Below are 26,328 nucleotides of genomic sequence, written 5' to 3'. Positions count from 1 at the left end.
GAGAGGCCGAGTGGAGGTTCTGCGCAGTGGGCAACCCGGCATGGATGCCGGGTTAGCCGCCCCCGGCCATGGATGGCCGATGGCGGCGGGCCCACTGAGCAGGACCGGAGCGAGGGCATGCCGAGCCTAGGCGAGGCACCGAACGAAAGGGGCAAGAGCCCTTTGGTTACTTTGGGGCTTTTCCAAAGTGACTCGCCGTAAGGGCGAAACCAATAGCCGCCGTTACCCCAACAACGGATATACACCCAATCAAAAAATGAGACCCCCACAGTATCCGTTTACAATGCCCACACCTCCCGCACCGGCCACCCCATGGACATCGACCTCGCCCGCACCTTTCTGGAAATCGTCCGCCACGGCAGCCTCGCCGCGGCCGCTGAAAAACTCCACGTCACCCAGACCGCGATCACCGCACGCGTGCAGAAACTCGAAAGCCAACTGGGCAGCACACTGTTCGTGCGCAACCGCGCCGGCGCCCGTCTGACCCCGAACGGCGAAGCATTTGTGGTGTACGCCAATCAACTGGTCGAAACCTGGGACGCCGCGCGACGGGACTTGCCACTGCCTGAGGGTTACCACGACGTATTGCACATCGGTGGCGAAGTCAGCCTGTGCAACCCGCTGATGCTCAGCTGGGCCGGCGAGCTGCGGGAGAAGATTCCCAGCCACGCGCTGCGCATGGAGATCCGCGACGGCGAAAACCTGCTGCGCCAACTGGAACTGGGGGTGTTGGACGCGGCGCTGGTCTACCAGCCGGAGTATTGGCCGCGCCTGCAAGTCGAACAGGTGCTGGAGGAAAAACTGGTCCTCGTGCGGTTTCCCGGTAAACCCGATCCCTATGTCTACATTGACTGGGGCCCGGATTTCCGTCGCCAGCACGACGCGGCCCTACCGGAAAAAGCCAAGGCTGCCCTGAGCTTCAACCTCGGCCCACTGGGCTTGCAATACATCCTTGAAAACGGCGGCAGTGGCTATTTCCGTACCCGCGTGGTGCAGAGTTATCTGGAAAGCGGCGTACTGGAACAGGTGCCCAAGGCCCCGGAGTTCAGCTACCCGACCTACCTGGTCTATTCCCGCGACCGCGACTCGGCGACCCTGCAACGGGCCTTCGACCTGCTGCGTCAAGTCATCCAGTCCGATGAAGACTGGTCGCAGCGCTGGAACCCGCTGACCTGAGTCCGCTTTACACCGGATCATGGCGTTTGTGTCCTCAAGCTTCGGCCCGCCTTGCACGGCGGGATCGTCTAATCTGCTGGGACAACAATAACCACAGGTGACCGCAGTGAGGCAGACCACCGAGGCTTTTCGCAACCGCTATCGCGCTGACATTAATCCCCTCTACAACCCCTGGTTGCACGGTGCCTTTGTGCTGCTGTTCGGTTTGCTGGCCATCGGGTTGTTCTGGAGCACCGTGCACCAGGTGCAACCGCTGGAATGGCTGGCGGTGCCGCTGACGTTATTGTTCTTCAACTTTGGCGTGTACATGGTGCATCGCCACCTGGGGCATCACAAAAAGAGCTTCGCGCGGATGTTCTATGCCCGTCACGCCGGAGACCATCACAGCTTCTTTGCGCCCGGGCACATGACCTACGACAGCGCCCGTGACTGGCGGGTAATCCTGTTTCCGGCGTGGCTGATCGTGGTTCACACGCTCGTCATTACCCTGCCCGTCTGGTGGCTGCTTGAACAATTCGATGCCAACGTCGCCGGGCTGTTCGGTGGTTGCCTGGTCCTTGGTTACCTGACTTATGAAGTGTTTCATGCCTGCGAGCACCTGCCGCCCGAGAACCCGGTCACACGCTTGCCGTGGATCCGCCAGATGCGCCGTCTGCATGAGCTGCATCACCGCCGCGAGTTGATGCAGGAACGCAACTTCAACATCGTTTTTCCGCTGATGGACTACCTGTTCGGCACGCTCTATTGGGAGCCCGAGCCGACCTACCTGACGAGAGCGCCCATGACCAGCATGCAGCATCAGATCAACATTGCCGGCAACCCGATTGAGGTGCTCGCCTACGCCAGCACCGTGACCCGTTGGCCCGAATGGCACCCGTCGTCGCTCAAGGTCGATGGCCCGGGCGGCTCGCTGCATGCCGGGGCGCGGTTCGAGGAAGACATCCGCGCCGGCGGGCGCGAGGGGCATCTGAGCTGGGTGGTCGACGAGTACCTGCCCGGTCGCCGCTGGATCGCGCGGGCTCATGGTGACAATGGACTGTCGCTGGTGGTGACTTACGAATGCACGGCCGAGGGCGATGGCACGCGGTTTGTCCGTACCCTGGATTATCAGTTCAGCGGCCTGGCAATGCGCATCGCCAATCGACTGTTGCTCAAGCGGCGCATTGACCGTGAATCGGCGGCATCGATGCAGGCCTTGCGCGAGATGGCGCACAAACACCTGGCCGCCGCAGGAGCCAACGCGTGAGTCGAACCGTCAAGTTTCGTCATGTCGTGTTGTTGGTGATCGTGGCCATCGCGGCCTTTCTGCTGCTGATGCCGACCAAGGTGCAACCGGTGGCCTGGACTCCGCCGCCGGCACCGTCCCTCACCAGCGGCCCCTACGCCGACAATCAACGCCTCAAAGGTGTGGAGCGTGTCGGCGCGGCGGATATCGACGGGCCGGAAGCGTTGCTGCTGGAGAACAATGCGCTCATTACGGGCCTGCATGACGGCCGTCTGATCCGCACCAGCCTCGACGGCGAAGCCACCAAGGTGCTGGCCGATACCGGCGGCCGACCGCTGGGCCTGGCGCGTCACCCCAATGGTTTGCTGGTGATCGCCGACGGGATCAAGGGCTTGCTGTCGCTGGACGCCCAGGGTCGCTTGATTCCATTGACCACAGAGGCCAACAGCGTGCCCTTCGGCTTCACTGATGACGTGGTCATCGACAAGTCGGGGCACTACGCCTATTTCAGCGATGCTTCCAGCCGCTTCGGCTATGGCAGCGATGGCGACGCGATCATCGAGCATGGCGGCGACGGTCGCTTGCTGCGTTATGACTTCCAGACCGGTAAAACCACGGTCCTGCTGGATAAGCTGGAGTTTGCCAACGGCGTGACGCTGGGCCCGGACGATGCCTTTGTGCTGGTGAACGAGACCGGCGCCTATCGCATCAGCCGTTACTGGCTGAGCGGCCCCAAGGCTGGCACCCACGATCTGTTTATCGACAACTTGCCGGGCTTGCCGGACAACCTGGCGTTCAATGGCCGGGACCGTTTCTGGGTGGCGCTGTATGCACCGCGCAACGCCCTGCTCGATGCCACGGCGCCGCATCCCTTCGTGCGCAAGATGATTGTGCGGGCGATGACGGTCCTGCCCAAACCCATAGAGAAACGCGGGTTTGTCCTGGGACTGGATCTGGAGGGAAAGGTGATCGCCAATCTGCAGGATGGCAGCAGCGGCAACTACTCACCGATCACCACGGTGCGTGAATATGGGGAGTGGTTGTATTTCGGCTCGTTGAAGGCCAGACACATGGTGCGATTGCCGCTCGCCACCGCGTTGCCCCAAGCACCCAATTAACCTGTAGGAGCCGGCTTGCTGCGGGCGGCGCTCCGACGATAGCGGTGTGTCATCGAACGCTATTGGTGGATGACACACCGCTATCGCCAGCAAGCTGGCTCCTACAGGTTCGGTGTCGTTCAAAAGTTAACGGGGATCCATTTCGCTATGGGGTTCTGCGTTGTCGGTTTCCTTTCGGGAGCGACACGTCAGGACGGGACCTGAAGCTGTTGGACGATCTTCTCCTTGACCTGAAAGCGCTTCTCCTTGAGCTTCTTCACTGAGTCATCGCTGGACTTGGCCTGCTCTGCCTTCACCACTTCGGCATCCGCCTGCGAATACTTGTTGATCAGTGAATCCAGTAACGGATCCTTGGTGCGTTTTTGCTGGATATCTTCCTTTGAAAGTTTCAAATCCTGATAAAGGTCGTGTGGCACCGGCATGGAACACCTCCGTTTGTTGATCGGCAGCAAACGCGATCGATTGCGTTCACCAACTATCAGAATGGCCTCGGTTGGCGGGTTCTGTCGACCGCCTATCAGACCAGCGGTGTCCGTTCGTCGTCCTGGCGCTACGTATTGAGGGTTCTGGCGAGGAACGGCGCGGTCCGGCTTTTTTTGCTGCTGGCGACTTTCTGCGGCGGGCCCGCCACCACAATCTTGCCACCCTGATCCCCGGCCCCCGGCCCGATGTCGATCACCCAGTCGCTTTGGGCTACCACGCGCATTTCATGTTCGACGACGATCACCGTGTGCCCCGCCGTCACCAGCGTGTTCAACTGTTCGAGCAAGCGATCGACATCCCGCGGGTGCAACCCGGTGGTGGGTTCGTCAAGCACGTAAAGCGTTGCCCCGCGCTGGTTGCGTTGCAGTTCGGTGGCCAGTTTGATGCGCTGGGCTTCGCCGCCGGACAACTCGGTCGCCGGTTGGCCGAGCCGCAGGTAACCCAGGCCGATATCGCGCAGCACTTCCAGTGAGCGGCGAATACCCGATTGCTCGGCAAACACTTCGACCGCTTCATCCACCGTCAATTGCAATACCTGCGCAATGCTCAAACCCTGCCAGGTAATCGCCAGCGTCTCGGGGTTGTAGCGGGCGCCATGGCAAGTCGGGCATGGTGCGTAGACGCTGGGCATGAACAGCAATTCGACGCTGACAAAACCCTCGCCTTCGCAGGTCGGGCAGCGACCCTTGGCGACGTTGAAGGAGAACTGACCGGCGTCGTAGCCCTTGGCTTGCGCCTCGGGCGTGGCGGCATAGAGTTTGCGCACGTTGTCGAACAGTCCGGTGTAAGTCGCCAGGTTAGAGCGCGGCGTGCGGCCGATGGGCTTCTGATCGACTTGCACCAGCCGCTTGATCGACTCCAGCCCTGCGCTGACCTGACCGCCACTGACTTGCGGTGCATCGTCCTCAAGGCTCAATTCTTCTGCCTCGCTGTCATTGGCGGCGCGCCCGAGATGCGCGCCCACCAGTTCCAGCAATGCCTGACTGACCAGGCTTGATTTACCGGAACCCGACACACCGGTCACCGAGGTGAAACAGCCCAGCGGAAACTCGACGCTGAGGTTATTCAGGTTGTTGCGAGTGATGCCTTCCAGCCGTAGCCAATCGGCCGGCTTGCGGCTGGCTCGCGGCAGCCTGACCTGATCGGCGAACAGGTAGGCGCGGGTCTGCGAGTGCGTCACGTCGGCCAGGCCCTGCGGTGGGCCGCTGTACAGAATCCGGCCGCCATGCTCGCCCGCCGCCGGCCCGACATCGATCAGCCAGTCGGCGCGGCGCATGGTTTCCAGATCATGCTCGACCACAAACAGCGTATTGCCCGCCGCTTTCAAACGTTGCAGGGCTTCGAACAGCGCTTCGCCATCCGCCGGGTGCAGACCGGCCGACGGTTCGTCCAGCACGTAAATTACCCCGAACAACTGCGAACCCAATTGCGTCGCCAGACGCAGGCGCTGCAACTCGCCGGACGACAACGTCGGCGTGCTGCGCTCCAGTGCCAGGTAACCGAGCCCCAGGTCCGTCAACGTGCTGACCCGCTCCAGCAAATCCTGGGCGATGCGTTGCGCGGCCAGGCGTTTTTCCACCGACAGGTTCGGCGTGTGGCGCACATCCGGTGCATGGGCGTGACCACTGGCGCCGTGGGCCACTCGCTGCTCACGGGCTTCGCAGGTCTGCTCGTGGGTCAAGACCTCGCCTGCCTCATCGGCCTGGTCGAGGTAACTGTGCGCCGCCACTGGTTTCAATACGTCGGCCACTTGCAGCAACGGCATTTGCGCCAACTCGCCGATGTCATAACCGGCAAAGGTCACCGACAACGCCTCGCGCTTCAGGCGCTTGCCGTCGCACAGCGGGCAAGGGCTGCCGAGCATGAATTGCGAGACGCGCTTCTTCATCAGCGCACTTTGCGAGTGGGTGAACGTGTGCAGGATGTAGCGCCGGGCACCGGTGAAGGTGCCCTGGTAACTCGGCTCCATGTTGCGCTTGAGCGCGACTTTGGTTTCTTCGGGTGTGAGCCCGGCATACACCGGAACGGTCGGGGTTTCTTCGGTGAAAAGAATCCAGTCACGGAGCTTTTTCGGCAGGTCGCGCCAGGGTTTATCGACGTCGTAGCCCATGGTCACGAGGATGTCCCGCAGGTTCTGTCCTTGCCACGCCGTGGGCCAGGAAGCGACCGCGCGCTGGCGAATGGTCAGGCTCGGGTCCGGGACCATCAGCGCTTCGGTGACTTCATAGACCCGGCCCAAACCATGACATTCAGGGCAGGCGCCCTGGGGCGTGTTCGGTGAAAAGTCTTCGGCGTAGAGCATCGGTTGCCCCGGCGGATAGCTGCCGGCGCGCGAATACAGCATGCGGATCAGGCTCGACAACGTGGTCACGCTGCCCACCGAAGACCGCGTGCTCGGCGTGCCCCGTTGTTGTTGCAAGGCGACCGCTGGCGGCAGGCCTTCGATGGAGTCGACATCCGGCACACCGACCTGGTCGATCAGACGCCGCGCATACGGCGCCACGGATTCGAAATAACGGCGTTGCGCTTCGGCGTACAGGGTCGAAAACGCCAGGGATGACTTGCCGGAACCGGAGACGCCGGTGAACACCACCAGCGCATCACGGGGGATATCGACGTCGATGTTCTTGAGGTTGTGTTCACGGGCCCCGCGTACCCTGACCATGCCGGAAGGAGGATTGGAGGTGCGCTTTGAAGTCATCAGGTGGCCTTGATCAAAAAGTTCGAAGGATTAACGCATTGCCAGGAATTTACGCAGATCCAATTGTAGGAGCCGGCTTGCCGGCGATAGCGGTGTGTCAGGCGATATCTTTATCGGCTGGCAGGACGCCATCGCCAGCAAGCCGGCTCCTACAATTGGATCGGGGTTCAGCCGTTGAGGACGGTGCGGACCATTCGGGTCAGCGCCTCGGGACCATAGGGTTTGCTCAGCAAAAAGGTATCAGGGCTGAGCTGGTGATTGCGCGAAATAATGTCACGAGTGTGGCCGGACGTGAACAGTACGGCCACCGGTGGCGTTTGCACTTTGGCCCAGGCGGCAAGGTCCGAGCTTTTGATCAGGCCGGGCATGACCACGTCGGTGAAAATCAGCTGAACCACCACGCCATCGAGCAACATCTGCATGGCGGCATCACCGTTGGCGGCGGTCAGGACCTGATAGCCCTCCTCGCTCAATAACTCCACCGCCGACGCGCGCACCGCTTCATTGTCCTCGACCACCAAAATGGTTTCATGCCCACCGCGTTGCTGCGTGTCATGGGTCGCTGTTTCACTGAGCAACGGGCGCAGGCTGCGTGGAAAATACAACTGCACGCGCGTGCCCTGCCCCTCGACGCTGGACATCTCGATGTGCCCGTCACTCTGTTTGACGAAACCGAACACCATGCTCAACCCCAACCCCGTACCCTGACCATCGGCCTTGGTGGTGAAAAACGGTTCAAACGCTTGCGCGAGCACTTGCGGTGGCATACCGAGGCCGGTATCCGCGACGGCGACACGCACGTAATCGCCAGGTGAAATACCTTTGCCCGCGCAAAACTTGCGGTCGAGGGTAACGTTCTCGGCGCTCAATTCGATGGTGCCTTCGCCCGCCATGGCGTCACGGGCATTGATCGCGAGATTGAGAATGGCGTTTTCCAGTTGGTTTCGATCGACGTTGATGTGCCACGACGCTTGAGGCAACCGCACATCGATCTGGATGGTTTCGCCCAACGCCCGTTGCAGCAGCTCGCCCAGGCCTTCGAAGATCTGTCGTGGGTCGCAGACCGCCGGCGACAGCGGCTGACGGCGGGCGAAAGCGAGCAATTGCGAAGACAGTTTCGCGCCCCGCTCCACCGCCGCAATCGACGCCGAGACTCGACGCTGCACGTTGGCATTGTCCGGTTCATGCCGCGCCAGCAGGTGCAGGTTGCCGGCGATCACTTGCAGCAGGTTATTGAAGTCATGGGCCACGCCCCCCGTGAGACCGCCAATGGCTTCGAGCTTCTGCGACTGACGCAGTTGCTCTTCCGCCGCCAGCCGCGCTTCGACTTCGTCGGCGACGCGCTGCTCCAGGTTTCGGGTGAATTTGAGCAGGGACTCTTCGGCGGTCTTGCGTTCGTGGATGTCGATCAACACGCCGGGAAAGCGGAACGGCTCACCCTGCTCATCGAATTCGCAGCAACCGCTGGCCTGCACCCACAGGTAACTGCCGTCGGGACGCAGGACCCGATATTCGGCGTTGAAAGGTTCACCGGTGGTGATGGATTGATTGACTTGCTCATTGACCCAACTGCGGTCGTCGGGATGAATCCGCTCTTCGGCGAATTCCGTTGGCAGGTTGCCCAGGTCATGCTCGGCCGGGAAGGAAAAGGTCCGGGCAAAGCGTTCATCGCCGGAGAGCCGATTGCCTTTGATGTCCCAGACGAACGAGCCGAGCAAGGCACCGGCGTTCAACGCCAGGCGCACCCGTTCATTGTCGGCGTGATAGGCGTCTTCGGCCTCCTGGCGCCGGCGTTCGGAGATCACATGCTCCGTGGTTTCGACCACCATCGCCATGACCCCGGCCGGCGTCCCCTCGTCATTCGCCACCGGGCTGTAATAGAGGTCCAGCCAGACGTTTTCGGGGACGCCGTCGCGCAACAGCACCAGCTCTTTGTTGCGATAGGACAACGTGCCGCCCGCCAGGCAAGTGTCGACTACGTGACGATTGAATTCGGCGACTTCCGGCCAGCCCAGCTCCACCGGAGAGCCCAACAGATAAGGATGTCGGCCACCGGCGAACGACGAGTACGCATCGTTATAGATCATGTAGCCGGGGCGGCCCCAGAGCATCACCATCGGCAGCGGCGACGCGAGCAGCAATTGCACCGCGCTGCACAGGCTGGCGGGCCAGGTCTCCAGGCTTCCCAGTTCAGTGCGACGCCAGTCGAACGCACGGATGCGTCCGGCCATTTCACCGTTCCATCCAGCACACCCGTGGCTATCGTCTAGAAACTGCATCGACTGGCTCTGTGTCCTGTGATTGGCGCCCGTTTGTTTCGAGCACTGCGGATGCCAATGGTTTCATAGAGGTTAGCTGATTCTCGCGGTCCCCTCAGGGACCGGGAATCTGCGGCTGCTACAAATCCCTGTGGGAGCGAGCCTGCTCGCGATGAGGGCGTGACACTCGACATCTTCATCGACTGTTACACCGCTATCGCGAGCAGGCTCGCTCCCACAGGTACCAAGTCAGGTTTGAGTTTTGTGATCAAACCTCAATCAGGTGTTTGAGCGGGTGATACCCCGTCTTCAACGTGGCGGCGACATCCAGGATCGCCTTCTCGATGCCGTTCAAATGGATGCAGGTCAGTTCGATGGCGGCGCTCTGGTTGCCGGCCTCGATGTACTCGATCAGGCGCAGGTGCTCATCGTCGCGGCAGGCTTCGTGGCTGTCGTCGTCCAGCGCGGCGGCGTACAGCGAGGCGCGGGAGATCAGTTTGCGGAACCAGTCCAGCAACACCGGGTTGTTCAGGCTTTGCGCGAGTTTGATGTGGAACTCGCCGAGCAGATGGATCAGCCGTTCATGGTCGCCGTTGCGGTGCGCTTCATCCTCGAGCAACAGGTGATCGCGCAGGTCCCGGGTCACGGCGGTGTCACGACGCCGGCAGAGCTCGGTGACGATGCCGATCTCGATCAGGCGTCGCGTTTCAAACAGCGAACGGATCTCTTCATCGCTGGGCAACGACACCGATGCACCCTTATTGGGCTCGGTCGTCACCAATCCATCCGCCTCCAATTGCTTGAGCGCGGCACGAACCGACGTTCGGCTGACATTAAAAAGTTCGGCCAGCGAAGTCTCCCCAAGCTTCATGCCAGGACGCAGCGAACGCTTGCTGATCGCCTCGTAAACCCCTTGGTAGACGCGGTCGACCGTGGTCTCGAGTTTCTTCTCGGTCATCTCAACACTCCTTTAGCGCTAAACAACCGGCCCCAGGCGATGAGCAGCCTTTGAAAAAGGGGGTTGCACGAGCAGATTAATCCGGTTATTTGTAGATTGCATCCAGATATTGCATACAATAATTAGAGGATTGCACCATTATGGGTCAACCAATAGCAATCGAAGTGCGTAACGTCTCCAAGCGGTATTCCGACGATCCGGGGCTGGCTCCAGCCCTCGACAACGTATCAGTCGACATTGCCGACAACGAATTCTTCACCCTGCTCGGCCCGTCCGGCTGTGGCAAAACCACCCTGCTGCGCACCATCGCCGGTTTCGAACACGTCAGCGATGGCGAGATCCGTCTCGCCGGCGAACCGGTCAACGACCTGCCGCCGTTCAAGCGCCGGGTCAATACCGTCTTCCAGAGCTATGCGCTGTTTCCGCACATGAGCGTCGCGCAGAATATCGCCTTCGGGCTCGAGATGCAGGGCCTTGATCACAAGGTTATTCCTCGGCGTGTCGATGAGATGCTGGCGCTGGTGCAAATGCAACACCTGGCCAGACGCAAACCCGCCGAGTTGTCCGGTGGCCAGCAACAACGCGTGGCTCTGGCGCGCGCCCTGGCGCCAAAACCGAAAGTGTTGCTGCTCGACGAACCCCTGTCGGCGCTCGACCTCAAGCTGCGTAAAGAGATGCAGGTCGAACTCAAGCGCGTGCAGAAGGAAGCCGGGATCACCTTCATTTTCGTCACCCACGATCAGGAAGAAGCCCTGACCCTGTCTGACCGCATTGCCGTGATGTCCGCCGGCAAGATCCTGCAGATCGGCACCCCCAACGATATTTACGAACGGCCGCAGCATCAGTTCGTCGCCCAGTTCATCGGCGACATCAATTTCCTGCCCGGTCATCTCAAGCGCGGCCAGCAGAACGAAAAACTCTTCGTGCCCAGCGGCATGCCGGTGGAGATCCCCTGCCCGGCCCAGGGTTTCGACGGCAACAACGTGCAACTGGCGTTCCGCCCGGAGCGCTCGCAACTGGTCGACGTCGGGCAGCCTCATCACCTGCGCGGGGTGATCGAAGCGGTGTTGTATGTCGGCACCGCGACGCTTTATCAGTGCCGCTTGAACAATGACATCAAGGTCATGCTGCGCGAGAACAACGAAGGCCTGAACCGTGGCCGAGTGGTGGGTGATCGTGTCGCGGTCAATCTGCCGCCTCACGCCTGCTTGTTGATGGAGGCCTGAGATGAGCGTCAGCAGCACTTCCCCCACTCTCAACCGCGCACTGTTGCTCAGCCCGGTGGTTCTGACTTTGCTGGCACTGATCGCGATTCCGCTGGGCATCATGGGCTACATCAGCCTGTTGCCGCGCAACGTCTACGGCGGCGTCGACTGGCAAGCCAACTGGCAATTGCAAAGCTACGTGCAGCTGTTTTTCCAGGAAGGATTCGACGGTGAACTGGAGCTGAACTGGGTCTACGCACAGGCCTTGTTGCGCTCGGTTTTCCAGGCTGGCGGCACGACGTTGTTGTGTTTCCTGTTCGGCTTCCCGGTGGCGTTGTGGATGTCGAGCCTGACCCCGCGCCGGCGCAACCTCATGGTCTTGCTGATCACCATTCCGTTCTGGACCAACCTGCTGATCCGCAACTACGCGTGGCTGATCATCCTGCGTGAACACGGTTGGGTCGCGCAGAGCCTCAACACGCTGTTCCCGCAGGCGGGCGGCATCACCCTGCTCTACAACGACTTCGCCGTCAGCGTCGGGCTGGTTTATAGCTTCCTGCCGTTCATGATTTTGCCGATCTATTCGACCCTGGAAAAACTCGACTGGCGCCTGGTGGAAGCAGCCTACGACCTGGGCGCCAACCGCTGGCACGCGCTGAAGTGAATCATCCTGCCGTTGTCGATGCCCGGCGTGATTGCCGGCGCGCTGCTGGTGTTCGTGCCGAGCCTCGGCGCCTTCATCACCCCGGCGATTCTCGGCGGCGGCAAGACGCTGATGATCGGCAACCTGATCCAGCAACAATTCGGCACCGCGCGCAACTGGCCGCTGGGCAGTTCGCTGTCGTTCCTGTTGTTGGGGATTCTGCTGCTGTCGCTGGTGGGTTACGCCCTCTATAGCCGCAGCGCCGCCAAAACTCTACGTCGGGGAGCCACTGCATGATCGCCCTGCACCTGAAAAAACTGCCGCTGACCCGCGAAGTCAGCCTGCTGATCCTCGCGTACCTGTACGTACCGATCTTCGTGCTGATCGCCTACAGCTTCAACGCCAACCGCTCGGCGACGGTGTGGACCGAGTTTTCGTTCGCCTGGTACGGGCGGATTCTGGCCAACCCGTCGATCCAGACCGCAGCGCTGAACTCGATCATCGTCGCCAGCATCGCCACGGTCTGCGCCACGGCCATTGCGCTGCTCGCGGCGCTGGCGACTTACCGGCCGTTCTACGGGCAGAAAATGGTCGAGGGCGGGATCAACCTGCCGCTGATCCTGCCGGAGATCGTCACCGCTGTTGCCACCCTGCTGCTGTTCATGGCGCTGGGGATCAAGCTCGGTTTGCTGACGGTGATTGTCGCGCACGTCGGCTTCTGCATTCCCTTCGCGTACCTGCCGATTCGCGCGCGGCTCAATGATCTCGACAAAAGCCTGCTGGAGGCGGCGAACGATTTGTACGCCAACCCGTGGCAGGTGTTTCGCCGGGTGACGTTGCCGTTGCTGTGGCCGGCGGTGTTGTCCGGTTCAGTGCTGGCGTTCGTGGTCAGCCTCGACGATTTCATCATGACGTTCTTTGTCGCCGGGCCGGGTTCGACGACCTTGCCGGTGTACATCTTCTCGGCGATCAAGGCCGGCGTGACGCCGGAGATCAATGCGATCTCGACCCTGATGCTGGTGATTTCCATCGTGCTGGTGGTGCTGGCCTTCTGGCTGGGACAGCGCGGCAAAAACCAATAAATACTGGAGCGCACAAAAACATGAAATTGAAAAACATGTGTTTCGCCGTCACCGGTCTGGCCCTGAGTTGCTTCACGGCGTTCAGCGCCCAGGCCGCCGAGCCCAAGGAGTTGTTCTTCTACAACTGGACCGATTACTACCCGGTGGACCTGCTGGCCAAATTCGAAAAGGAGACCGGCATCAAGGTCACCATGGACGGTTACGACAGCAACGAAACCCTGCTGGCCAAATTGCAGGCCGGTGGTGCGGCGTATGACGTGATCGTGCCGTCGCAGTCGATCATGCGCACGCTGATCAATCAGAACCTGCTGCTGGAAATCGACGCATCGACCCTGCCCAATTTCCAGCACGTCAAACCGGCGTTCCGCGACCCGAGCTTCGACCCCGGTCGCAAGTTCTCGGCGCCGTACCTGTGGGGCACCACCGGGTTCTCCTATGACAGCGCACGCGTGCCGGGCGGCAAACTGGACGATTCGTGGAAGGAGTTCTTCGAGCCACGCAAGGAACTGCAAGGCCAACTCGCCGCGCTCGACACCTCCAGCAGCGTGATCAACGCCGCCAGCCACTATCTGAACGTCGACGAATGCAGCGAAAACCCGCAGGACGCCAAACGCATTCTGGAACTGCTGCAAAAGCAGAAACCGTTCCTGAAGATGTACAGCTCGGACAACACCGTCGACCGCATGGCCTCTGGTGAAGTGATCATGATGCAGAACTGGAACGGCTCCACCGCCCGGGCCACGTTGCAGAAGAGCAGCATCAAGTACGTGTATCCGCGTGAAGGCCTGGCGATGTTCCAGGACAACTTCGCCGTACCGAAAAGCGCCCCGCACCCCGGCAACGCGAAGATCTTCATCGACTGGATGATGAAACCGGAAAACGCTGCCGCCGTGTCCAATGCAATCGCCTATGCCAACGGCATTCAGAGCGACAAGCTGATCGACGCCAAATGGCGGGTGATGGACGCGATCAACATGCCCGACGAGTTCGCCTCGCGCCTGCGCCCTGAGAAAGAGTGCAGCAACAAGGCGCGGGAGCTGCAGGACCGGATCTGGTCGAAGCTCAAGGGCTGATTGCTCGGCTTGAGACCGAGTTGCGGCCTTCGCGGGCAAGCCTCGCTCCTACAAGAGCAGCGCAGGACCTGTAGGAGCGAGGCTTGCTCGCGATGAGGCCCGCCCAAACACCACAAAACGCGAGGTATGCAATGAATCACCCCCGCTGGCTGCGCAACGTGCGGCCCTACGGTTCCACCGCTGAAGACCTGCTGATCGAAAACGGCCTGTTCAAACAACGCCGTCCGGCATCGTCCGCACCACTGAATGCCACCGACATCGACGGCCAGAACCAACTGCTCACCCCGGCCCTGGTGGAAAGCCACGTCCACCTCGACAAAACCCTCTGGGGCCAACCCTGGCGCCCGAACAGCGCCGGGCCGACGCTCAAGGACTACATCGCCAACGAGCGCCGCGTGCTGCGTGAAATCGACAGCCCCATCGCCGAGCGAGCCGGCGCCCTGCTGGAAAACTGCATCGCCCGTGGTTCGCTGACCATGCGTTGCCACGTCGACATCGACCCTGACTTCGGCCTGCGTCATGTCGAAGCCATGCAACAACTGCGCGAACGCTACCGCGACCTGATCGACCTGCAACTGGTGGTATTCCCGCAAACCGGCCTGATCAGCCGCCCCGGCACCGCCGAGCTGATGCGCGAGGCCATGGCCCTGGGCGTGGAAAACGTCGGGGGGCTCGACCCGTGCGGCATCGACAACGACCCCGTCGCCCAACTGGATTTCGTGTTCAAACTGGCCAGCGAATTCGACCGTGGTGTCGATATTCACCTGCACGACAAAGGTGAACTGGGCCTGTGGCAAATCGCGCTGATCGCCGATTACACCGAGCATTTCGGGCGCCATGGCCGAGTGATGATCAGCCACGCCTATTGCCTCGGGATGTTGCCTTGGAGCCAGGTCAAACCCGTGGCCGAACGCTTGGCGGCGCTGGGCATTTCGTTGATGAGTTCGGCACCGGCCGATTGCGCGGTGCCGCCGTTCCTGGCGTTGCGCGAGGCCGGGGTGAACGTGTGCCTGGGTTCGGACGGCATCCGCGACGCCTGGTCGCCCATGGGTAACGGCGACATGCTGGAACGGGCGATGCTGCTGGCGTTCCGTTTCGACTTGAACAAGGACGAGGAACTGGCGGCGGCGTTTGCAGCGGCGACGGTGAATGGTGCGCTGGCGTTGGGCTGCGAGGATTATGGCGTGGAGCTCGGTCAACCGGCGGACTTCCTGTTGATGCCGGTGCAGACGCTGGGTGAAGCCGTGGTGTCGCGGCCGCTGCGACAGGTCTATCGGCGCGGCGAGCTGATTGCCGCGGGTGGTCGACTGCTGGAAAGCCGGTTGTGAAGCGCATCGCCCTGAAAAGCAGCTGCGTGGTCGGCTTCGACGGCACGCAGCATGTGCTGTGGCGCGACGGCGAAGTGGTGTTCGAGGGCTCGCGCATTGTGTTTGTCGGGCGTGGTTATTCGGGGCCGGTGGATCAATGGGTCGATTACGGCAACGCGCTGATCGGTCCCGGCTTCATCGATCTGGATGCACTCGGTGACCTCGATTCCACGGTGCTGACGCTGGACAACGGCGATGAACGCGACATGGGGCGGATGTGGTCCGAGGACTATCTGGCGGCAGGTCCGCGGGAGAGTTACAGCGCGGATGAAGAGGTTTTCAAATACCGCTACGCCTTCACGCAACTGATCCGTAATGGCATCACCACCGCCATGCCGATCACCTCAATGTATTACCGCGAGTGGGCCGAGACCTACGACGAATTTGCTGCGGTGGCCGGCGTGGCGGCCGAGCTGGGACTGCGGACTTACCTCGGGCCCTGCTACATGAGTGGCATGAGTTATTGGCGCGCCGATGGCCGCCTCGGGCATCACTGGGATGAAGCGCGGGGCCTGGCCGGGCTCGACGCTGCGGCCCGTTTTTTCCAGGATTTCGACGGTGCACATGACGGTTTGATTCGCGGCGCGCTGCTGCCGGATCGCATCCAGACCTGCACCCCGGCGCTGTTGCAACGCACTGCCGCACTGAGTCGCGAGCTGAATGCGCCGATGCGCTTGCATTGCTGTCAGGGGCTCGGCGAAGTGGCGATGGTCGAGCAGTTGCGGGGCGTTTCGCCGCTGGCCTGGCTGGAGCAGTTGAACCTGCTGACCCCGCGCAGCCTGCTGCCCCACGGCATTTACACCCAGGGTGATGCAGACCTGCAACGGCTGGTGGATGGCGGCGCGAACCTGGTGCATTGCCCGGTGGTGTTTGCCCGGGACGGCGAAGCGCTGAACTCGTTCGGACGCTATCGGGCCAAGGGCATCAACTTTGCGCTGGGCACCGACACCTGGCCGGCGGACCTGCTGGAGAACATGCGTCAGGGGTTGAACATCGCTCGCTTGATGGAGGGCGGCAGTTCACTGACCAGTGCCCTGGATTTTTACAACGCGGCCACGCTCGGGGGCGCCAAGGCATTGGGGCGTGACGACATCGGTCGTCTGGCACCGGGAGCCAAGGCCGACATCACGGTATTCAGCCTTCGCGGCCTGCACCTCGGGCCGCTGTTCGACCCCTTGAAAAACCTGGTGCTGGCCGGACGCGGTGACGACTGCATCGCCAGCTACATCGATGGCCGCTGCGTGATGCAGGACGGACAGGTTCAAGGTGTCGACTACCCCGCCCTGCAACGCCAAGCCCAACGACAATTCGAAACACTGATGCGCAGCCACAGCGACCGGGCCTTCGGCCGACCGGACTGGAAAAGCCTGTTCAAACCGGCCATCCCGTTCGCCGATGACTACAGCGCACAGGCACCGCTGAGTGCGATTGATCCCCTTCCTTAGAGATTTCTGCCCATGCAAAGCTTCGACTTCAGCACCCTCAGTGCGCGGGACAAATACAAGATTCTGATCGGCAGCGTGGTGCCTCGGCCCATCGCGCTGGTCACCACGGTTGATGGCGAAGGTCGGATCAACGCCGCGCCGTTCAGCTTCTTCAATGCGCTGTCCGCCGACCCGCCGATCCTCGCACTGGGCGTGGAAAACTATGGGGACCAGAGCCCCAAGGACACCACGCGCAATATCCAGCTCAATCAGGAATTCACCGTCAATATCGTCAGTGATGCGCTGGTGGAAGCGATGAATGTCTGCGCCGTGCCTTTCGCTCCCGGGTTCGACGAACTGACCGCCGCCGGACTCACTGCGATTCCCGGCACCACGGTCAAATGCCCGCGGATCGGCGAGGCGCCCGTGGCGCTGGAATGCCGACGGATGATGGCGTTGTCCATCGGGCAGTCGCGGGAAATCATCTTCGGCGAAGTGCTGATGGCGCATGTGCGGGATGAACTGATCGACCCGAAAACCCTGTACATCGATCAATTGGGGCTCGATGCGATCGGGCGAATGGGTGGGCATGGGTACGCGCGTACGCGGGATTATTTCGATTTGCCGACCCGGTCGTTGCAAGCGTGGACGGATGCGCCGGGCGGTGGCGAGCGGTTTTGGCCAGAGGCTAAATAGTCAGAGAATCACACACCTGTAGGAGCCGGCTTGCTGGCGAAGCGGTGGTGGCCGTTATGACGCCATCGCCAGCAAGCCGGCTCCTACAGGTTCGGTGTTGTGCGAAATATTAACGGCATACCCACAATCATGTAGGAGCCAGCTTGCTGGCGAAGCGGTGGTGGCCGTGATGACGCCATCGCCGGCAAGCCGGCTCCTACAGGTGTGATTACTTCAGTGGAAATCCCGGCTGCGTACGTTGATGCCATCCAGTAGCGGACTCAGGTCGCTCAAGCGTCCGGCAATCAAATGCCGCACCTCGCCTTCCTTCTCCCAGCGCCCGTCGACCTTGAGCAACTGCGAGCCGACCAACACCTGCCGTTGCCGGTCGGCCAGGTCGCGCCAGACCACCACGTTGACGTTGCCGAACTCGTCTTCAAGGGTGACGAAAGTCACGCCACTGGCCGTGCCCGGACGCTGCCGACCGGTCACCAGCCCGGCGACGCTGACCGGGCGGCCATGCTCGACGTCCAGCAACTCCCGCGAACTGCGACAGCGCCGGGCTTTCAACTCACCCCGCAACAAGGCCAGTGGATGCGGGCCGAGGGTGGTGCCGAGACTGTTGTAATCCGCCAGCAGGTCTTCGCCCACCGTGGGTTTGGGCAATGCCACCGCGTCCTCTTCCTGGCTCGGCAAACCGGCGAACAAGCCCAATTGCTTCTGCACCCCCGCCACTTCCCAGCGTGCTCGATGACGATCACCGGCCAGCCCACGCAACGCGCCGGCATCGGCCAATTGCTCCTGCGCACGGGCATCGAGCCGCGCCCGTTCGCCGAGGTCGGCGATATCGATAAACGCCCCCTTGGACCTCGCGGCTTCGATACGCCGCGCATCGTCTTCACGAAAACCCTTGATCATCCGCAGCCCCATGCGAATCGCCGGCTGCGCACCGATGACGGGTTCGAGGCTGCAATCCCAGTCACTGGCGCGCACGTCCACCGGGCGGACCTGCAAATGATGCCTGCGCGCATCCTGCAGAATCTGGTCCGGGCTGTAGAAACCCATGGGCCAGCTGTTGATCAGCGCACAGGCGAAGGCCGCCGGTTCGTGGCATTTCAACCAGCAACTGGCATAGGTCAGCAAGGCAAAACTGGCGGCGTGGGACTCGGGAAATCCGTAGCTGCCGAAGCCTTTGATCTGCTCGAAAATCTGCGCGGCGAATTCGGGTGTGTAGCCGTTTTTCTTCATCCCGGCGGCCAGGCGATCCTTGTGTGGTTCCAGTCCGCCATGGCGTTTCCAGGCGGCCATGGAACGGCGTAATTGATCGGCTTCACCGGGGCTGTAGTCGGCAGCAACGATGGCGATCTGCATCACCTGTTCCTGGAACAGCGGTACGCCGAGCGTGCGCTTGAGTACCGCTTCCAGTTCTGGAGACGGGTAAGTCTCGGGCTCCTGTTTGTTCCGCCGTCGCAGGTACGGATGCACCATGCCACCCTGGATCGGCCCCGGCCTGACGATCGCCACTTCGATCACCAGGTCATAAAAATTCCGGGGTTTAAGCCTCGGCAGCATCGACATCTGCGCCCGGGATTCGATCTGGAACACGCCGATGGTGTCCGCATGACCAATCATGTCGTAGGTTTGCGGGTCTTCGGACGGGATCGTCGCCAGGCTTAAATCAAGGTTGCGGTGCCGTCGCAGCAGATCAAAGCAGCGGCGGATGGCGCTGAGCATGCCCAGCGCAAGAATATCGACCTTGAGCAAACCGACCGCGTCCAGATCGTCCTTGTCCCACTGGATGATGGTGCGCTCGGCCATGGCGGCGTTTTCCACCGGCACCAGACTGTCCAGCGGTTGCTCGGAAATGACGAAACCGCCCGGGTGCTGGGACAGGTGCCGGGGGAAACCGATCAGTTGCCCGGTCAGGCTCAGCACCCGGCGCAACACCGGGCTCTCGGGATCGAAACCGCCTTCACGCAGGCGCTCCACTGGTGGTGTTTCATCACTCCAGTGGCCGCAGCAATCGGCCAGGGCATTGATCTGGTCCGGCGGCAAACCCAACGCCTTGGCCACATCGCGTACCGCGCCGGCCGCGTGGTAGGTGCTGACCACCGCCGTCAGCGCCGCACGAGTCCGGCCATAACGCTGGAACACGTACTGCAAGACTTCTTCGCGTCGCTCGTGCTCGAAATCGACGTCGATGTCCGGCGGCTCGTTGCGCTCTTTGGAGAGAAAGCGCTCGAACAACAGCGTGGTGCGATCCGGATCGATTTCCGTGATTCCCAAGGCATAACACACCGCAGAGTTGGCGGCTGAACCACGGCCCTGACAGAGGATTTTTTGCTCACGAGCAAACCGGACGATGTCGTGAACCGTCAGGAAGTAACTTTCGTAGCCCAGTTCGGCAATCAGCTCCAGTTCCTTGTCGATCTGTTTGAGCACCTTGGCTTGCGGGCCTTTCGGCCAGCGCCATGTGATCCCCTCTTCGGTCAAATGACGCAACCAGGACGAGGCCGTCTGGCCTTCGGGCACCAGCTCGCGGGGATACTGATATCGCAACTGGCCAAGATCAAAGGTGCAACGCCGGGCGATGGTCAAGGTTTCATCGAGCAATGCTTGCGGGTAGATCGATTGCAACACGTCGAGGCTGCGCAGGTGCCGTTCGCCATTGGGGTGCAGGCGCAACCCGGCCTCGGCCACCGGCAGGTGATGACGGATTGCAGTCATGGTGTCCTGCAAGGCGCGCCGCCCGCGCGTGTGCATGTGCACATCGCCGCTGGCCACTGCCGGGATTCGCAGCTCCCTTGCCAACGTCATCAACGCACTCAATCGCCCGGTATCGTCCTGGCCGCGATGTAACTGGACCGCCAGCCACAGGCGCTCGGCGAAGGTTTGCTTCAGCCAGTGACCGGTTTGAAAATCATCCGGCGCATCCGGCACCCACAACGCCAACAGCCCCGGCAAAGGCTCGCTGAAATCCTCCCGCAGCACCTGATACCGGCCTTTGTGCGAACGACGCCGCGCCCGGGTAATCAGCCGGCACAGGTTTTGGTAGCCCTCAAGGCTCTCCACCAGCAGCACCAGTTTCGGACCGTTCTCGATGCGCACTTCGCTGCCGATGATCAGCGGCAGTTCCACGGATTTGGCCGCTTGCCAAGCGCGGACAATGCCCGCCAGCGTGCATTCGTCGGTGATCGCCAGCGCCTGATAGCCCAGTTTTTTCGCCCGCTGAAAAAGTTCGAGGGCGCTGGAGGCGCCACGCTGGAAACTGAAGTTCGACAGGCAGTGCAGCTCGGCATAATCAATGCTCATGCGAACCAGCCCTGCAACCACAACGGGCCGTCCTCACCGACCGTACGATAGGCCCAGCCCTGTTGTCCGGAACGGGTTTCGATCAGGTAGTAGTCGCGGCGCACATCGGCGCCGTCCCACCAACCGGACTCGATACGCTCCGGGCCCATGAGGATGTGCGTCGAACCTTCGTGTACCGCTTGCGGTTCCGTCAGCAACCAGCCCGGACGCTGCACGCCAGGCATCACCGCGCAGCGCTGGCTCTCGGCACTGGCCTGCCACGCGCACTCCGGCCGGTGATCGGCCTGGAACCGCAAGCCCTGCACCGCGTCATCCCCCAGCCGCGCGCGCAAGCGTTCGCGCAGTTGCTCCCAGGGCAAGGACTGCTGCGGGCGATCATCGAACAGTTCCTGATACTGCGGAACGAAGGCCGGCAAGTCTTCGGCGCGCAAACGAAACCCGCGCACCGGCGCCTCGACCTGAACCTGTTCCAGCCGCCCTCGGGCCAGTTCGAAGAGCATCGCCGGATCGCGCTCGGCGCTGAGCAGGCCGACCTTGATCACGCTGTCCGGCAAGCCGGCATGTTCCAGGTGCAGGTCAAAACGCTGCACACCGCTGTCGCGACCACACAGGAACGCCGACAGATCGCCGGTCAGCCGGCGTAACGGAAACAGCAGCGCCTGATGGGATTGCACGTCGAAATTGAGCTCGATGCGCACATCGAAGCGGTCCGGCGGCAGGTAGAACGCCAGCGCCAGCCGTCGTTCGCCAGACAGCGCGTCCAGGTGCTTGAGCACCTGGGCCTCGAAACGCCGCGCCAGACTCTGTCGCGGTAACGCCTGCACCTGGCTCAAAGTGCGCAACCCCATGCGCGACAACGCCGTGGCCACCGCTGGCTCCAGAGCGATCCGGTCGACAGGCAATTGCCCCAGATGATGCTGCAAGGCTTGAGCGTCCGGCACCACCAGACCGTCATACGCATTGGCCAATACCCGCGCCGCCACCGGGTTGGGCGCGGCAACAATCCGATGGCGAAAGCCCAGTTCGCCGAGTTCGGTGCGCAAGCGCGCTTCGAATTGCGGCCAGTCGCCAAACAATCCCAGGCTGGACTCGATCTCAAACACCACCGCACGTGGGTAATGCACGCTGACCTGGGAGCTGAAGCGGTAGGCCCAGGCCGCGAGAAACTGCTGCCAGTGCTCGATCTCGGCGGCGTCGTATTCCGCCGTGACAAAGTCTTTGCTCAAGGCCTGCGCGGCAGTCATCGACATGCCGGGGCGCAAGCCCAGCGCCCGCGCCGAAGCGTTGACCGCCTGCAACACCCGACGCTGCGCCGGACCAGTCAGCAGCGCCAGCGGCTCATCGGGATCGGGGCGCTGACGCAGTACCGCGTCCAGCGCCAATTGCGGGAAGAGAATGCACACCCAGCGCATGGCAACCTCAATGCCCCACAGGGAAGGCAATCGGCGCCGAGCGGGCCAACCCGCCCCGGCACTTGAGCACGCGCAATTGCGCAGGCCTGGCATCGATGGCGATGCGCAGCGCGGCCGGTGACGGGTTGATCGCTTCATGGATCGAGCGGTAGGCGAATGCCAGGGTCGAACCGGTTTCCGCCGCCACCTGCAAGCGCCGCAAGGCGCGGTCATCCGCCTTGTGCGGCCAGCACAGCACTGCGCCGCAACTGCCCGAACGCAGGCATTGTTCCGCCGCCCACAGCGCATCACGCTCGCTGGCCTGGATGATCGACAACTGGCGCAGATCAACCCCGGCGTTCTGCCAGGCTTGCGGATACGGCACGTACGGTGGCGCCACCAGCACGATGCGCTCACCCGCCGCCGACAACCGCGCCAGCGCCGGCCACACCAGTTGCAACTCGCCGACGCCCTGCCCGGCCAGGAGGATTTCGGTCAGCGCCGCTTCCGGCCAGCCGCCAGTGGGCAACGCCGCATCCAGCGCCACATGCCCGGTGGGTTGCGGGCTGACCGTTGGTGGCGCAGGCCGACCCTTCCAGACCTGGCCGCCATTGAACAGCGTGTCCAGCGCAACGACGGCGCCCATCACCCTTGCCTCACCAGACCGCAGAACACCCCTTCGATGGCCAGGTCCTGATCGGCCTCGACGATGATCGGCTTATAGGCCGGGTTGCGCGGCAACAGGCGCACCGCATCGCCGACCCGCTCGAAACGCTTGATGGTGACTTCGCCATCAAGCCGCGCCACGACGATCTGGCCATTGAGCGCTTCGGGATTGCGATGCACGCCCACCAGGTCGCCATCGAGGATGCCGTCCTCGATCATCGAATCACCCTGGACCCGCAGCATGTAATCCGGCACCCGGGAGAAGATCGACGGGTCGAGCAGCAAGCGGCTGTGCACCTCGGCATCGGCACCGATCGGCGCCCCCGCCGCCACCCGGCCGAGGACCGGAATGTCCAGCAGCTCGGGGCGCGCCGGTTGCCCGAGCAAACGAATGCCTCGGGCCTGATGCGGATTGACCTCGATAAAACCGGCTTCGGTCAGCGCCAGCACATGCTTGCGCGCCACGCTGCGGGAGGCAAAACCAAAGGCCTCGCTGATTTCAGCGAGGCTCGGGGACTGACCGTGCTCCGCGATTCGATCACGGATAAACGTCAGGATGGCAGTACGGCGGGGAGTTAAAGTCGTCATGGAGTACATTTGTACTCTTTTGACTTTTTTATGGCAAGGCCCGCCAGTCAGCTCCCCTTTATCACGGGGCCCGGCATACCGCACATCCGGAGTCAGGCCCTACAACGTCCGCTGGCCATTGCCGATATCCTTGGCTTTCTCGATCCCCCACTCCATCGCGGCCTCCATGTCGAGAAAATGCAACGCCGGGTGATCATTCTCCTCAATGGCAGAGCCATCGGGTCGGTATACCCCGATGAACATTCCCAACGAACCGTCTCGCAGGATCTCGGCCTTGACCTTGATGCTGCAATCGTTCGACAGCGTTTCCGTATGAACCATGTGGCGCTCAGTCATCATCGCGTTCCTCCGGGTGATTGAATCCAGTAAAGGCGATCTGCCGTCCCTGTTTCAAGTTCGACCCATCCGCCAAAAGGCGTGATTTATGGGGCACAAGACAGCGGCGTAATGCCACCTATACTACAAGCCACCGCCCCCTCGGGGTCTGCAATCCCAACAATAAAAAGCAGAGGTGGAACATGGTCTGGCAGCAAATCTACGATCCGTTCGGCAACCCGGTCATTTCAACCATCATGGCCGCTGTGCCGGTCGTGGTGATGCTCGCAGCCCTGGCCTTTTTCCACATCAAGGCCCATCTGGCGGCCTTGCTCGCCCTCGCCTCAGCGCTGGTCATCGCGATTTTCGCCTTCGGCATGCCGGCGAACATGGCAGGCTCGGCCGCCCTTTACGGCGCCGCCAACGGCTTGCTGCCGATCGGCTGGATTGTGCTGAACATCATCTTCCTGCACCGACTGACCACCGAGAACGGCTCATTCAAAGTGTTGCAGGACTCGCTGGCGCGCATTACCGACGATCGCCGCCTGCAACTGCTGCTGATTGCCTTCTGCTTCGGTGCCTTCTTCGAAGGGGCTGCCGGTTTCGGCACACCCGTGGCGGTGACCGGCGCGATTCTGATTGGCCTGGGCTTCTCGCCGCTGGCGGCGTCGGGCCTGGCGTTGATTGCCAACACCGCGCCCGTGGCGTTCGGCGCCCTCGGTACGCCGATCATTACCCTGGCCAAAGTGACCGGCCTGGACGAAATGGAACTGTCGATGATGGTCGGCCGGCAATTGCCGTTTTTCTCGGTGATCGTGCCGTTCTGGTTGATCTGGGCCTTTGCCGGGTGGCGCAAGATGCTGGAAATCTGGCCGGCCATCCTGGTCGCCGGGGTCAGTTTCGCCGTGCCGCAGTTCCTGGTTTCCAACTATCACGGGCCGATGCTGGTGGACGTGATCGCCGCGCTGATTTCCATGGCCTGCCTCACCGGTTTTCTCAAGGTGTGGAAACCCGCGACCGTGCACACCTCCGCCGCGCTGTCCGGGCGCGTCGACAACTCCAAAATAGCCGAAGAGCATGACGAGAAACCCATCGCCAGCGCGACCTTCGCCAGCGACGCCAAGCCTGCAGTCATGCGCGCGTGGATGCCGTGGATCATCCTCACGGTGTTTGTGTTCGCCTGGGGTACCCAAGGCTTCAAAAACCTGTTCGATACCCGCCCGGCGATTGATCCCGTGACCCACTCAGCCAAGCTCGATCCGCAAGGCAAACCGCTGCGCGAAGCGAACCCGATCTTTGCGCCGGTCGTCACCTTCGGCACGATCCACCAGCAAATCGAAAAGGTCCCGCCGGTGGTGCCTGCGCCTAAAACCGAGGACGCGGTCTACAAGTTCACCTGGCTGACCAGCACCGGCAGCGGCATTTTGCTGGCGGCGATCTTTGGCGGACTGTTGATGGGTTACTCCATCCCGCAGTTGGTCAAACACTATCTGCGCACGATCTGGGTCGTGCGTTACTCGCTGATTACCATCGTCGCGATGCTCGCGCTGGGCTTCCTCACCCGCTATTCGGGGCTGGACGCGACCATGGGCCTGGCGTTCGCTGCGACGGGCATCTTTTACCCGATGTTTGGCACCTTGCTCGGCTGGCTCGGTGTGGCGCTGACTGGGTCGGACACGGCGTCCAACGTGCTGTTCGGCGGGCTGCAACGGGTGACGGCTGAGCAACTGGGGCTTAGTCCGGTGTTGATGGCTGCTGCCAACAGTTCCGGTGGGGTCATGGGCAAGATGGTCGATGCGCAGTCGATCGTGGTGGCTTCCACTGCTACGCGTTGGTATGGGCATGAGGGGGAAATTCTGCGTTATGTGTTCTTCCATTCCGTCATTCTGGCGATTCTGGTGGGGGGGTTGGTGACGTTGCAGGCTTATGTGGCACCGTTTAGTCATATGGTGGTGGGTGGGCATTGAGCGCTGGGGGCATATCCGTTTCTGCGGTGATGGCTGCTGGCGGTTTCGCTCTTACAGCGAGTCACTTGGAAAAGCCCCAAGTAACCAAGGGCTCTTGCCCCTTTCGTTCGGTGGCTCGCTAATGCTCGCCATGCCCTCGCTCCGGTCCTGCTCCGTGGGCCCGCCGCCATCGGCCATCCATGGCCGGGGGCGGCTACCGCCACAGCCGCCGAGGCGGCCTGAAAGCCGACCTGGCTCTTTGGCCGTGTGCACACTCCCACATTGTGGTGGCTGCACTAATTTTGGATGTTTGCACATTCCCCCTGTAGGAGCCGGCTTGCTGGCGATGGCGTCTGTCCAGCCAATACATACGTTGACTGACTCACCGCTATCGCCAGCAAGCCGGCTCCTACACGAGGATTGGGTTCACACGATTCAAAATTGTAGGAGCTGGCTTGCCAGCGATGGACGTCAACGATAACGAGGGCTGTCTGAATGAACGCGGTGTCTGGGCGTTTTTCGCGGGCAAGCCTCGCTCCTACAGGGAATCGTGTGTGCTTTTGATTTTCACCACTCATCAGGCCGAGCGTTAGCTCGCCTTCCGCTTTTGATCTGGCTTTTGAGGTACACGCCCCCTCGAGAGGCCGAGTGGAGGTTCTGCGCAGTGGGCAACCCGGCATGGATGCCGGGTTAGCCGCGCACGGCCAAGGATGGCCGATCGC

19 protein-coding genes and 1 pseudogene are annotated in these 26,328 nt (G+C 61.9%); 11 read left to right on the top strand and 9 right to left on the bottom strand.

Going from position 1 to position 26,328, the window contains the following annotated elements; genetic code table 11:
• Positions 1-312: 312 nt before the first annotated feature.
• The 3 genes from KGA97_RS23170 (at position 313) to KGA97_RS23160 (ending at position 3,519) form a co-directional block, all read left to right on the top strand.
• Positions 313-1,176 carry a LysR family transcriptional regulator gene (locus KGA97_RS23170; RefSeq protein ID WP_008031541.1) on the top strand — a complete coding sequence of 288 codons (864 nt, stop codon included), beginning with the start codon at positions 313-315 and terminating at the stop codon, positions 1,174-1,176.
• A 106-nt stretch (positions 1,177-1,282) separates the two neighbouring features.
• Entirely contained in the window at positions 1,283-2,422 is a 1,140-nt protein-coding gene (locus KGA97_RS23165) for an SRPBCC family protein (RefSeq protein WP_223481575.1), read from the top strand.
• Positions 2,419-3,519, top strand: coding sequence for an SMP-30/gluconolactonase/LRE family protein (locus KGA97_RS23160; RefSeq protein WP_207286599.1), 1,101 nt, complete (start codon positions 2,419-2,421; stop codon positions 3,517-3,519). The genes KGA97_RS23165 and KGA97_RS23160 overlap by 4 nt, the downstream gene beginning before the upstream one ends.
• Before the next feature lie 188 nt (positions 3,520-3,707).
• Here KGA97_RS23160 and KGA97_RS23155 read toward each other — a convergent pair whose 3' ends face one another.
• From KGA97_RS23155 to KGA97_RS23140, 4 genes are all read right to left on the bottom strand, one after another.
• Entirely contained in the window at positions 3,708-3,941 is a 234-nt protein-coding gene (locus KGA97_RS23155) for a hypothetical protein (protein ID WP_008031536.1), read from the bottom strand.
• 128 nt (positions 3,942-4,069) lie between these two features.
• The gene (locus KGA97_RS23150) at positions 4,070-6,703 is read right to left on the bottom strand and encodes an excinuclease ABC subunit UvrA (protein ID WP_223481574.1); all 2,634 of its coding nucleotides are present in this window, start codon (positions 6,701-6,703) and stop codon (positions 4,070-4,072) included.
• A 167-nt stretch (positions 6,704-6,870) separates the two neighbouring features.
• The gene (locus tag KGA97_RS23145) at positions 6,871-8,934 is read right to left on the bottom strand and encodes a PAS domain-containing sensor histidine kinase (protein WP_223481573.1); all 2,064 of its coding nucleotides are present in this window, start codon (positions 8,932-8,934) and stop codon (positions 6,871-6,873) included.
• Between the two features lie 295 nt (positions 8,935-9,229).
• Positions 9,230-9,919, bottom strand: a complete 690-nt coding sequence (locus KGA97_RS23140; protein ID WP_008031530.1) for a GntR family transcriptional regulator — start codon at positions 9,917-9,919, stop codon at positions 9,230-9,232.
• A 140-nt stretch (positions 9,920-10,059) separates the two neighbouring features.
• Here KGA97_RS23140 and KGA97_RS23135 point away from each other — a divergent pair, with 140 nt between their 5' ends.
• From KGA97_RS23135 to KGA97_RS23105, 7 genes and pseudogenes are all read left to right on the top strand, one after another.
• A complete protein-coding gene (locus KGA97_RS23135) occupies positions 10,060-11,145 on the top strand; it encodes an ABC transporter ATP-binding protein (protein ID WP_008031528.1) in 1,086 nt (361 codons plus the stop codon).
• A gap of 1 nt (position 11,146) precedes the next feature.
• Positions 11,147-12,064: pseudogene (locus tag KGA97_RS23130) on the top strand (ABC transporter permease).
• Positions 12,061-12,849, top strand: coding sequence for an ABC transporter permease (locus tag KGA97_RS23125; protein ID WP_008031524.1), 789 nt, complete (start codon positions 12,061-12,063; stop codon positions 12,847-12,849). The pseudogene KGA97_RS23130 and the gene KGA97_RS23125 overlap by 4 nt, the downstream one beginning before the upstream one ends.
• 20 nt (positions 12,850-12,869) lie before the next feature.
• Entirely contained in the window at positions 12,870-13,922 is a 1,053-nt protein-coding gene (locus tag KGA97_RS23120) for an extracellular solute-binding protein (RefSeq protein WP_223481572.1), read from the top strand.
• A 131-nt stretch (positions 13,923-14,053) separates the two neighbouring features.
• The gene (locus KGA97_RS23115) at positions 14,054-15,250 is read left to right on the top strand and encodes an amidohydrolase family protein (protein ID WP_223481571.1); all 1,197 of its coding nucleotides are present in this window, start codon (positions 14,054-14,056) and stop codon (positions 15,248-15,250) included.
• Positions 15,247-16,734, top strand: coding sequence for an amidohydrolase family protein (locus tag KGA97_RS23110; RefSeq protein WP_223481570.1), 1,488 nt, complete (start codon positions 15,247-15,249; stop codon positions 16,732-16,734). The genes KGA97_RS23115 and KGA97_RS23110 overlap by 4 nt, the downstream gene beginning before the upstream one ends.
• A gap of 12 nt (positions 16,735-16,746) precedes the next feature.
• On the top strand, positions 16,747-17,409 hold the full coding sequence (locus tag KGA97_RS23105; RefSeq protein ID WP_223452372.1) for a flavin reductase family protein: 663 nt from the start codon (positions 16,747-16,749) through the stop codon (positions 17,407-17,409).
• Positions 17,410-17,622: 213 nt separating this feature from the next.
• Here the strand turns inward: KGA97_RS23105 and KGA97_RS23100 are convergent, their stop codons facing one another.
• From KGA97_RS23100 to KGA97_RS23080, 5 genes are all read right to left on the bottom strand, one after another.
• Entirely contained in the window at positions 17,623-20,721 is a 3,099-nt protein-coding gene (locus KGA97_RS23100; RefSeq protein ID WP_223481569.1) for an error-prone DNA polymerase, read from the bottom strand.
• Positions 20,697-22,112 (bottom strand): Y-family DNA polymerase, encoded by a 1,416-nt coding sequence (locus KGA97_RS23095; RefSeq protein ID WP_223481568.1) that lies wholly within the window; start codon positions 22,110-22,112, stop codon positions 20,697-20,699. Before KGA97_RS23095 ends, KGA97_RS23100 begins: the two co-directional genes overlap by 25 nt.
• Before the next feature lie 7 nt (positions 22,113-22,119).
• Positions 22,120-22,737 (bottom strand): translesion DNA synthesis-associated protein ImuA, encoded by a 618-nt coding sequence (gene imuA, locus KGA97_RS23090; protein ID WP_192227399.1) that lies wholly within the window; start codon positions 22,735-22,737, stop codon positions 22,120-22,122.
• Entirely contained in the window at positions 22,737-23,354 is a 618-nt protein-coding gene (gene lexA, locus KGA97_RS23085) for a transcriptional repressor LexA (RefSeq protein ID WP_008034491.1), read from the bottom strand. The genes imuA and lexA overlap by 1 nt, the downstream gene beginning before the upstream one ends.
• Before the next feature lie 90 nt (positions 23,355-23,444).
• Entirely contained in the window at positions 23,445-23,681 is a 237-nt protein-coding gene (locus tag KGA97_RS23080) for a hypothetical protein (protein ID WP_032832733.1), read from the bottom strand.
• Between the two features lie 182 nt (positions 23,682-23,863).
• Here KGA97_RS23080 and KGA97_RS23075 point away from each other — a divergent pair, with 182 nt between their 5' ends.
• Positions 23,864-25,627, top strand: coding sequence for an L-lactate permease (locus KGA97_RS23075; RefSeq protein WP_008042563.1), 1,764 nt, complete (start codon positions 23,864-23,866; stop codon positions 25,625-25,627).
• Positions 25,628-26,328 lie beyond the last annotated feature (701 nt).

The sequence above is a fragment of the Pseudomonas sp. BF-B-15 genome (genome assembly GCF_019946675.1).
GTDB lineage: Bacteria > Pseudomonadota > Gammaproteobacteria > Pseudomonadales > Pseudomonadaceae > Aquipseudomonas > Aquipseudomonas migulae.
Note: the sequence above shows the minus strand (reverse complement) of the source record. Positions and strands in the feature narration are given on the sequence as shown.

What these genes read in the sequence shown, in the direction of transcription:
- KGA97_RS23170 (WP_008031541.1), top strand. Translation starts at nt 313, where the DNA reads ATGGACATCGACCTCGCCCGCACCTTTCTGGAAATCGTCCGCCACGGC.
- KGA97_RS23155 (WP_008031536.1), bottom strand. Translation starts at nt 3,941, where the DNA reads ATGCCGGTGCCACACGACCTTTATCAGGATTTGAAACTTTCAAAGGAA.
- KGA97_RS23150 (WP_223481574.1), bottom strand. Translation starts at nt 6,703, where the DNA reads ATGACTTCAAAGCGCACCTCCAATCCTCCTTCCGGCATGGTCAGGGTA.
- KGA97_RS23145 (WP_223481573.1), bottom strand. Translation starts at nt 8,934, where the DNA reads ATGGCCGGACGCATCCGTGCGTTCGACTGGCGTCGCACTGAACTGGGA.
- KGA97_RS23140 (WP_008031530.1), bottom strand. Translation starts at nt 9,919, where the DNA reads ATGACCGAGAAGAAACTCGAGACCACGGTCGACCGCGTCTACCAAGGG.
- KGA97_RS23135 (WP_008031528.1), top strand. Translation starts at nt 10,060, where the DNA reads ATGGGTCAACCAATAGCAATCGAAGTGCGTAACGTCTCCAAGCGGTAT.
- KGA97_RS23125 (WP_008031524.1), top strand. Translation starts at nt 12,061, where the DNA reads ATGATCGCCCTGCACCTGAAAAAACTGCCGCTGACCCGCGAAGTCAGC.
- KGA97_RS23120 (WP_223481572.1), top strand. Translation starts at nt 12,870, where the DNA reads ATGAAATTGAAAAACATGTGTTTCGCCGTCACCGGTCTGGCCCTGAGT.
- KGA97_RS23115 (WP_223481571.1), top strand. Translation starts at nt 14,054, where the DNA reads ATGAATCACCCCCGCTGGCTGCGCAACGTGCGGCCCTACGGTTCCACC.
- KGA97_RS23105 (WP_223452372.1), top strand. Translation starts at nt 16,747, where the DNA reads ATGCAAAGCTTCGACTTCAGCACCCTCAGTGCGCGGGACAAATACAAG.
- KGA97_RS23095 (WP_223481568.1), bottom strand. Translation starts at nt 22,112, where the DNA reads ATGCGCTGGGTGTGCATTCTCTTCCCGCAATTGGCGCTGGACGCGGTA.
- imuA (WP_192227399.1), bottom strand. Translation starts at nt 22,737, where the DNA reads ATGGGCGCCGTCGTTGCGCTGGACACGCTGTTCAATGGCGGCCAGGTC.
- lexA (WP_008034491.1), bottom strand. Translation starts at nt 23,354, where the DNA reads ATGTACTCCATGACGACTTTAACTCCCCGCCGTACTGCCATCCTGACG.
- KGA97_RS23080 (WP_032832733.1), bottom strand. Translation starts at nt 23,681, where the DNA reads ATGACTGAGCGCCACATGGTTCATACGGAAACGCTGTCGAACGATTGC.
- KGA97_RS23075 (WP_008042563.1), top strand. Translation starts at nt 23,864, where the DNA reads ATGGTCTGGCAGCAAATCTACGATCCGTTCGGCAACCCGGTCATTTCA.